The sequence below is a fragment of the Chryseobacterium daeguense DSM 19388 genome (assembly GCF_000430825.1).
In the GTDB taxonomy this organism is placed as follows: domain Bacteria; phylum Bacteroidota; class Bacteroidia; order Flavobacteriales; family Weeksellaceae; genus Chryseobacterium; species Chryseobacterium daeguense.
Genome location: NZ_AUMT01000023.1, coordinates 24,563 through 32,167, shown reverse-complemented (window position 1 = coordinate 32,167; position 7,605 = coordinate 24,563). Strand labels below are relative to the sequence as shown.

Here is a 7,605-nt window from a genome sequence, read left to right as displayed (position 1 = left end):
ATCTTACCCCTCTCTCTTGGAGAAGATGCCTACCGCCTTTTTTAAGATATCACGTTCAAGCTTTGTTTCTTCCAGTTCTTTGCGAAGTCTCAATAACTCTTCCCTTATTGGATCAGAGGATATTTGTTTTTCCTTGCTAAGTTTACCTTCTTTGTGAAGTTTTCGCCAATTAACGAGACTTTCTTTACAGATCCCAAATTCTTCAGCTACCGAGGATACATTGCCTCGCTGCTCACTTAAAGATACTGCTTGGATCTTAAACTATAGACTGTAATTTTTTCTGATCTTTTTCATACTCTTAAAGATAAAGAGTATAAGAATTGTGTCCTAACAAAGTTAGCAACTCCACTTTTAGCAATCATTAAGCTGAAAAATACCGCTTATGAAAAGTACAAACTCACAGCACCGAAAGCTAACTGATTTTCAATTATATGAACTACTGAAAAAAGGTGATCCAACGGCGTGGGTTCTTTTTTTATCAAAGACATTGTCAGAATAAGAAATAAATTACATAAACAATAAGAAAATTATTGGAAACTCTTGCAGAGGAACAAAAAATCCTTACTTTTGGAAGTAAGGACAATATTGGATAACTGACAATTATTTTTAACCCCTAACTGTCAGATAAAGTTGTGGCTTTTACAAATAAAATCTAGTTGAATGTTTAGCCTATATGATTTAGCTGAATTACTTTTATGCGAAAATTTGCTCTTTGTAATTCTTCAAATAAACATAAGCTTCTTCCACTAAAGTTTTTTTAAATAATTGACTTTTTCTAATATTCCATTTTTTGATTGACAACATTACCTCATCAAGTGAAGAATTAGGGTTTTGGAAAAGAATGTAATCAACAGTGGCTAAAACCTCTAATGAAAGTTCAGAACTAAAATTAGAAATAAACTTAATTAAACTTTTTAACCTCAATAATTCTTCAGTAGTCAAATTATTGTTCACATACTTTTTTACTTCATCCCATTTTTCGTAATTTAAGTAAAGCGGTTCAAAAGGTTTTACATTACCTTGTTCCATCCCTTTCAAATAAACTCCATTAAGACTGTATAAAACCTTTTCCACACCGATTGCATATGGTCCATAATGATAAGGTTTAAAGTCCAAATTTAATTTTTGTCCTTTTCTTTGTAGAAAATAAGCCAGCTTATTTGCAGCAAATAAACTACTATATTCTCCAATGCTTTCAAAAGCAAACAAAGAATATAATAGTGTTGCTCTTGCAGGAGTTAGTTTTGTTATTTTTCTTGTTTCCTGTTTTTGAAGAATTTCCTTAATACCTTCATTTGGTTCAAAAAGAATTATTTCTGTATTTAAATCTTCTAAAGATATAAATATCATTTTTTTTACTACATTCCAATCAAGCCCTCCATTTCCGCAACCAAGTGGAGGTATAGCAATACTGTCAATTTTTTCTTTGATAATTAACTCTCTTAAAGATATTAAGCCTTTTTCAATATATTCATATTTTGACGGATGACGCCAATGAACTTTTGTCGGAAAATTAATAATTAATTTTTTACCTAGTTGTAGGTTTGCATCCCAAACTGACAACAGTTTACCAGGCATCAATTCTTTATTTTTACATGCCTCAATATACTTTTTAGTATTATTCGGAAAAGCTTCTTTAAACTGCAAAGCTATTCCTTTACCCATAACTCCTACAGTGTTAACTGTATTCACTAAGGCAGTGACATTTGCAGTTAATAAATCTCCTTTCTCAATTTTAATCATGTTCAAAAGTAATAAATTTTATTAGTATTGACTTTAATTTCTAGCTTATTCTCTTTCAAAATTTTTTCAACATATTTTTTAGCTTCATCATCATAAACATTTATTGATTCAATAATATGAATTGGAACCTCATCCTTCACTAAAAGTTCTGCTTGATAACGCCTAGCGCGGTCAAAATCCTCAGATTTGGAAAAATTATTTTGATGAATACTTTGCCAATCAATTTTATCAATTTTAGAAAGAGAATTATAATGAGTTGTGGCAGCGTCATTAGCTTGTCCATCAGTAAAAAACCACTTCTTATCAAGTGAAATTAAATCCGATATTCTGAATCTCATTACTAAAATTTCAGAAGGTCCCCTTTTAGGAACAACAGGATGTCTATAACCCGTTTGAATATTAAAGAGCATAATTGATTTGGATGTAAAATAAAACGGTACGTAATCACCAATCATTCCATAATGTTCAATTCTCACCTTAGTTTCACTCCTTACATCAATTATTTCAGGATTTCCAATATTAATATAATTAGAATTAGCTTTAGAGTTTTTTTTGCATACAATTCCAGTTTCTAATATTATTGGCAGGTTTTCGATATGTATAATTCTATAGCAATATTCTTTATTTTTATTAATCATTTTTTTAACTACACTTTGTTTACAATTACAGCTATCTTCCAAATTTCCGCATTGCGTCAGTATGATTGGATATAATTTCTTACAGCTGTTTCAACAACTAATATAGAATTTATTTTTGATGATTTGACTGTTATGTACTTACAAATATTTTTTGTCCTAAATATTCTTGGATTGACAAATGTTTTTTTATCCAAACAAAATGCAGCTAAAATAAACTGCATTGCTCAAAGAGCTTGGATAGCCGCTGACAGTATTCTTCAATATTTGTTTTCATCAGAAATTCCTTTTGTCCACTTGTGTAAAATTTACAATCGTTTAAAATAAAAAAGATTTCCTGAACAAAAATAAGTCAAGATATTTTCTACGTTATTTACAAAAACAGCAGAAGGGTTTATGGTGGTACAAAATTAAATTTCTGTACGTATAAAAATATGTGTTGCTATTGGTATGCAAATATTTAAGTTGATCAATATAAAACTTATCTTGACTAAAATTCCGTATTTTATATGAAAAAAATTAAGAAAATCATTTTTTCACTGATCGATATCGTCGAAAATGCTCCTCGAACTAATTAGTTGTTTATTATCATCTCGTAAATCTAATTTTCTTTGTGGCTTTTCTCGTTTTTCATAATCAGTCTCCTCAGCCCAGTCCTTAGCTTTTTTTCTTTCTTTTTCTAAACTTTGACATATAGAATCTTCCTCTTCAAACTCCTCAATCAGAATATTTATCTTTTCATAGAATTCTTCCATATGCTCCTCTGGTGTGTAATCATCTTGATCATTAAAATCATTCTCATATTTTTGTCTGACGTCAGATATTTGAGGTAATAAGTCATTTCTAATCTTTTGTTTTAGCTCCTGTAATTCTTCTAAAGAAAAAACAGTTTGCATATCTTCATCCCTAAGTACATAGAGATCATCACCCGAGAGAGTATGATGAGAAATGTATTCTACAAACTCTTTCCTGTACTTTTCAGGTAGTAAACCAAACCTATTTAATTTAACAACTGTATCTATTTCCTTAGAATAATAAAAATACATTGTTGGCTTAACAATAATATCAAAAATTTCAGGTTTTTGATTCACAAATAATTTCAGGAATTCTTTAGATGATCTTCTTGAGAGAAAGGATAGCAACTTTTTTAAAGCGTCCCATTCAGATAAATATGATAGCTTGTATGATTTTGATTCTTTAAATGAAAGCATACGTTCAAGTACTATACTAAACATCTTCTTAGGAACGACAATCGTCTTTTCCAGACCAATATCTCCACAAGTGATTTGCTCTAATAATTTTTCAACATTTGTGCCTCTCAAATAGATTTCTAATAGCTCTGGGCTTTGGGTAATTATCCTCGCATAAGCGTCACCGATTGTAGGATGTTTATATCGCCACACCATATTGTCATCGATAAATGTGTGCTGTACTAAGCTTCCGTTCATAGAATCAAATGCTTGAACACAATTACCCAAATTACTACCCATCCTAGCAAGAAGGTTAATTTCATTTTCCTCTAACTCTAACGGACTAATTAGAAGACCATTACTCATATATACAAGCCCTAAGGCAGCCTTACAATCATTATCAAGACTCCTGATCACATCTTCTAAAAAGCTCTCCTGCTTCTCTACAAAATTTTGTAGAGAATATTCATTTATTGTAAGATTATTCGTGAAGACGGAATCACCTAATCTCCTTGCAATTTCAGGAATAAAGCGATTATTTTGACAAACACCAGTTAAATGGGGCTTGATTATTGTCCGAAATGATTTTGGTTGATTACCAAGTTTAATATGATTATAAAGTATTTTTTGTTTTTCATCAAGCGTTAGTTTCTGTAAATCAATAACAACTTGGCTTTCATTAAATAGCGGAAATGCACTTTCTTTTAAATCATTTCTTGCACGCTTGTAAATGTAATCACGGGAAGTCATCACGATTTTAACACCTTGCTTTAGCATTGCTTTTATTTCTATCAAAATATGATTCCATCTATTAACAAGACCAGACTCATACTGTGTTACACCAAATGCATCATCAATCCAAAAAAATTGATTAGGATCATTAGGATTCCAATGTTTAGTTACTAAATCGGGAGTATCTAGCTTGAATGTAGTTAGTTGCCATTGATCAACTGCTGCCATTGCTAGGAGAGAAGCAATCGTTGTTTTTCCTGCTGCCGGCTCTCCAATAATAAGAACAAATCCGTGTTCATTCATTGCTTCTGCAGCCTTATAATATGAGGATGTAATAACTATTTTTGAAAGATCTTCTCTCATTGACGAAATTAGTTCTTTAGCTTGTGAGTAAGCTCTTTCATCGAGAATCTGACTTAAATCTCCTAATCCATAAATTCTAGGCACTAATGCCCTTAGCCGATTACTTTCTGTTATTTGATTAGAAATCCAATCGTTTCCAAAGATTCTCCATTTTTTCACACCTATTTTTTCTAACTTCTTTGCATAACCCAATTCAAATTGGCCAGAAACTCCAGCATTAGTCATCAGAATATAACAATTACACCGTCCTTCAGCAACGAGCCTTTCAATTTTTACAAACTCATCAGTGAGGTCACTTAATTTTAAATTACTTTGTACTTTATTAGTAAACTTACATTGAATGATAAAATGCCCGTTCAGATCTTCATCATTTTTTTGCTTCCAAGTTCCTGAAAAAGCACCATCGATACCAGCATCATTTGTATCTAAAAAGTTAGTTACAGTTTGTCCTAAGATTTCTCGTACAATTGTTAGACAGAGTTGTTGGAAGTCGTGCCATCCTAACCGATGTAATTCATATTTTATCATATAAATCTAATTATAACAGAGTAAGTTTATTACTTAACTTTACTATCTACTAATATAATAATATTTAAGCTTGCAAACTCATTGATCAGTCTTTCATTGAGGATAATTTTACTGGATTTGTGCTTGGTGTTTTATCTGCTCTTTTACAAAAGCTTCTCAATCTTTCTCATTTTTATTGAATAGTAAATCATCATAGGATAATCTGTAAATTATTCGAAAGAATCCAACGTCCATAAAGTTTTTTTGTGTACTCTAACTTAATGACTACTTAAAAACCTCATTCATATAATTGATCTTATCATCTTCGCTTGGTCTGTAATAAGCATTAAAGACCTCCAAACTAGTATGACCAGTGTAACTCATTATCACCTTATCAGGAACTCGTTTGTTCTTCATTATAGTGATGAAACTTCTCCTTGCAGTATGTGAGGAAATTCTTGTCCAAAACTCAGCTTTTTGGTCTACCAACTCATCACCATACTTCATAGTCTTCTTTATTTCATCAGTAAATTCTAGCTTTTTAAAAACCTCTTTAATATACTCATTCATCTTCTGATTTGTAATACTAGGCAGGTTATAATCATACTTTTCGAGTATTGATTTAGAAATACTGTTTAAAGGAATTGCTAAGTTTTTAGATTTACTTTTTAAATCGATAACTCGTATGAAATTACCATCAACATCACTTTTTGAAATCGTGCTGTAATTGCCAAACCTCATTCCTGTAGCGCATCCAAAAACAAAAAGGTCACGTACCCTTTCCAATCTTTTGTTATCACTGAAGTCATAATTGTATATGAGCTCAACTTGTTCATAATTTAATGCTATTTCATCAGTTGTGAATTTCGCAGGTTTTTTAAAAGTAATAAAATTGTTATTGTACGTATATTTTTTATTGAGAGCCCAAAGAAGGAAAGTTTTGAGCAAACCGACATTTCTATGTAATGTATTTGCAGAATGCTTTTTTTCTTCAATACAATACTTTAAAAACCTATTGTAAAGTTTATCATCAAATTTTCCCAGAGTAATCTTAACTTTACAATTGCTTTCAAAATCTTCGAGTAGATTCTTATTGCATTTGTAACGCTTCAAAGTAGAGTTTGAAATTGAATTCCCAGTATAGTCGTTTTCTTTCTCATCTAAAAACTCCTGATAAATTCTAAAAAAATCACTTTTAACAGTAATTTTTTTGAACTTTTCATCAAATCTTTGTTTAAGGATATCGACTGTAAGTTCTTCATTAATGTTTTTATATCGATTAACAATCTCGGTGAAGAAACTGCTGTAGCGATCTAACTGCATCTTTACGCCACGATGAATTTCTGCCTTTTTTGTCCTTCCGTTTAGGTCGTTTGGTTGCCTACCTTTAAAATCCCATTCGCTTGGTTTTATTTTCTCACCTGTAGAATAGATGAAATTCTTATTTTCATTGTTGAAAAAAGAACGGAAATAAATCAAAGATTCCTTTGTACCATTAGGTTGCTTAAGTTTGAAAGTATAGTTCATCAGGTGCCAGTTTAGGTGCTACTTCTTCTATATTTAGACATAAAAACTAAGTATAATAGTTTATACAAATATAGCTAAAATACTGATAAATAGATATATTACATATTTTGAGATATGTTAAAATATAATAGGTTCGAAAACCTCCAACTCCACCATTAACTAAAAGAGAATTTGCAACAATACAAATTCTCTTTTTATTTAATTATACTTTTCCTTCCCTGCACACAAACAAACTATCCTGACAAATTTATTATCAGAGAGAAAGGCAGACAACTTTCATATACAATTTCTTTATATAAAATTTAGTAAGTCAGCCTAAAATTTTCTATAAACTAAGTTTTCATTAAAAAATAGAAATTTTAAATCAATTCTCTATTGGGTAAGTTTTGCTTATTATTGTATATTTTCTGCCATTTGTACTTATTAAATATCAGCTATTTTTTTCTTTTTATTTTTTCTAAAGTCCCACGGAGCTATAGCATTTTTATCAGCCCACAAACCTGATTTCTTAGTTTTAGCCTGTTCCTGCAGATTTTGAAGTCCTGTATTTTTTGAAGCTTTATAATACCACCATCCAAAGCCTGCTTTTATAATTTCAGCGGAAAGATATTTATTATTTTCATAAAAAACTTTTGCGATAACTCTTCTGTACCTGTCTTTTCCTATCCTGTAAAAGGTCACCTTCTTTCCAAAAACCTGTGAACTCGTAAACCGTTTTGCATTTTTACCGAACGGCTGCCCGTTTTCAGGACAATCCACATCAGCCAGCCTGAGTGTTTCCTGAGTATTATCGGGTAAAAGAACTACTACTGTGTCTCCATCTTTAATGCCAACTACCTTTCCTTTTATCTGTGTAAAAAATAAGTTGGAAATAAGAAAGAGAATAAGGTAAAGAAGTTTTTTCATTA

General features: G+C 30.8%; 6 protein-coding genes. All 6 read right to left on the bottom strand.

The annotated features are described in order from the left end of the window. Positions 1-3: 3 nt before the first annotated feature. A complete protein-coding gene (locus H560_RS23825) occupies positions 4-255 on the bottom strand; it encodes a transposase (protein ID WP_081413913.1) in 252 nt (83 codons plus the stop codon). A gap of 438 nt (positions 256-693) precedes the next feature. Continuing rightward, on the bottom strand, positions 694-1,743 hold the full coding sequence (darG, locus tag H560_RS0119140) for a type II toxin-antitoxin system antitoxin DNA ADP-ribosyl glycohydrolase DarG (protein WP_027381470.1): 1,050 nt from the start codon (positions 1,741-1,743) through the stop codon (positions 694-696). 2 nt (positions 1,744-1,745) lie between these two features. Next, the gene (gene darT, locus H560_RS0119135) at positions 1,746-2,381 is read right to left on the bottom strand and encodes a type II toxin-antitoxin system toxin DNA ADP-ribosyl transferase DarT (RefSeq protein WP_027381469.1); all 636 of its coding nucleotides are present in this window, start codon (positions 2,379-2,381) and stop codon (positions 1,746-1,748) included. 533 nt (positions 2,382-2,914) lie between these two features. Next, positions 2,915-5,191 carry an nSTAND3 domain-containing NTPase gene (locus H560_RS0119130; protein WP_034753299.1) on the bottom strand — a complete coding sequence of 759 codons (2,277 nt, stop codon included), beginning with the start codon at positions 5,189-5,191 and terminating at the stop codon, positions 2,915-2,917. Between the two features lie 264 nt (positions 5,192-5,455). Further along, positions 5,456-6,697 (bottom strand): tyrosine-type recombinase/integrase, encoded by a 1,242-nt coding sequence (locus tag H560_RS0119125; protein WP_027381467.1) that lies wholly within the window; start codon positions 6,695-6,697, stop codon positions 5,456-5,458. Between the two features lie 423 nt (positions 6,698-7,120). Next, positions 7,121-7,603, bottom strand: a complete 483-nt coding sequence (locus tag H560_RS0119120) for a thermonuclease family protein (RefSeq protein ID WP_027381466.1) — start codon at positions 7,601-7,603, stop codon at positions 7,121-7,123. Positions 7,604-7,605 lie beyond the last annotated feature (2 nt).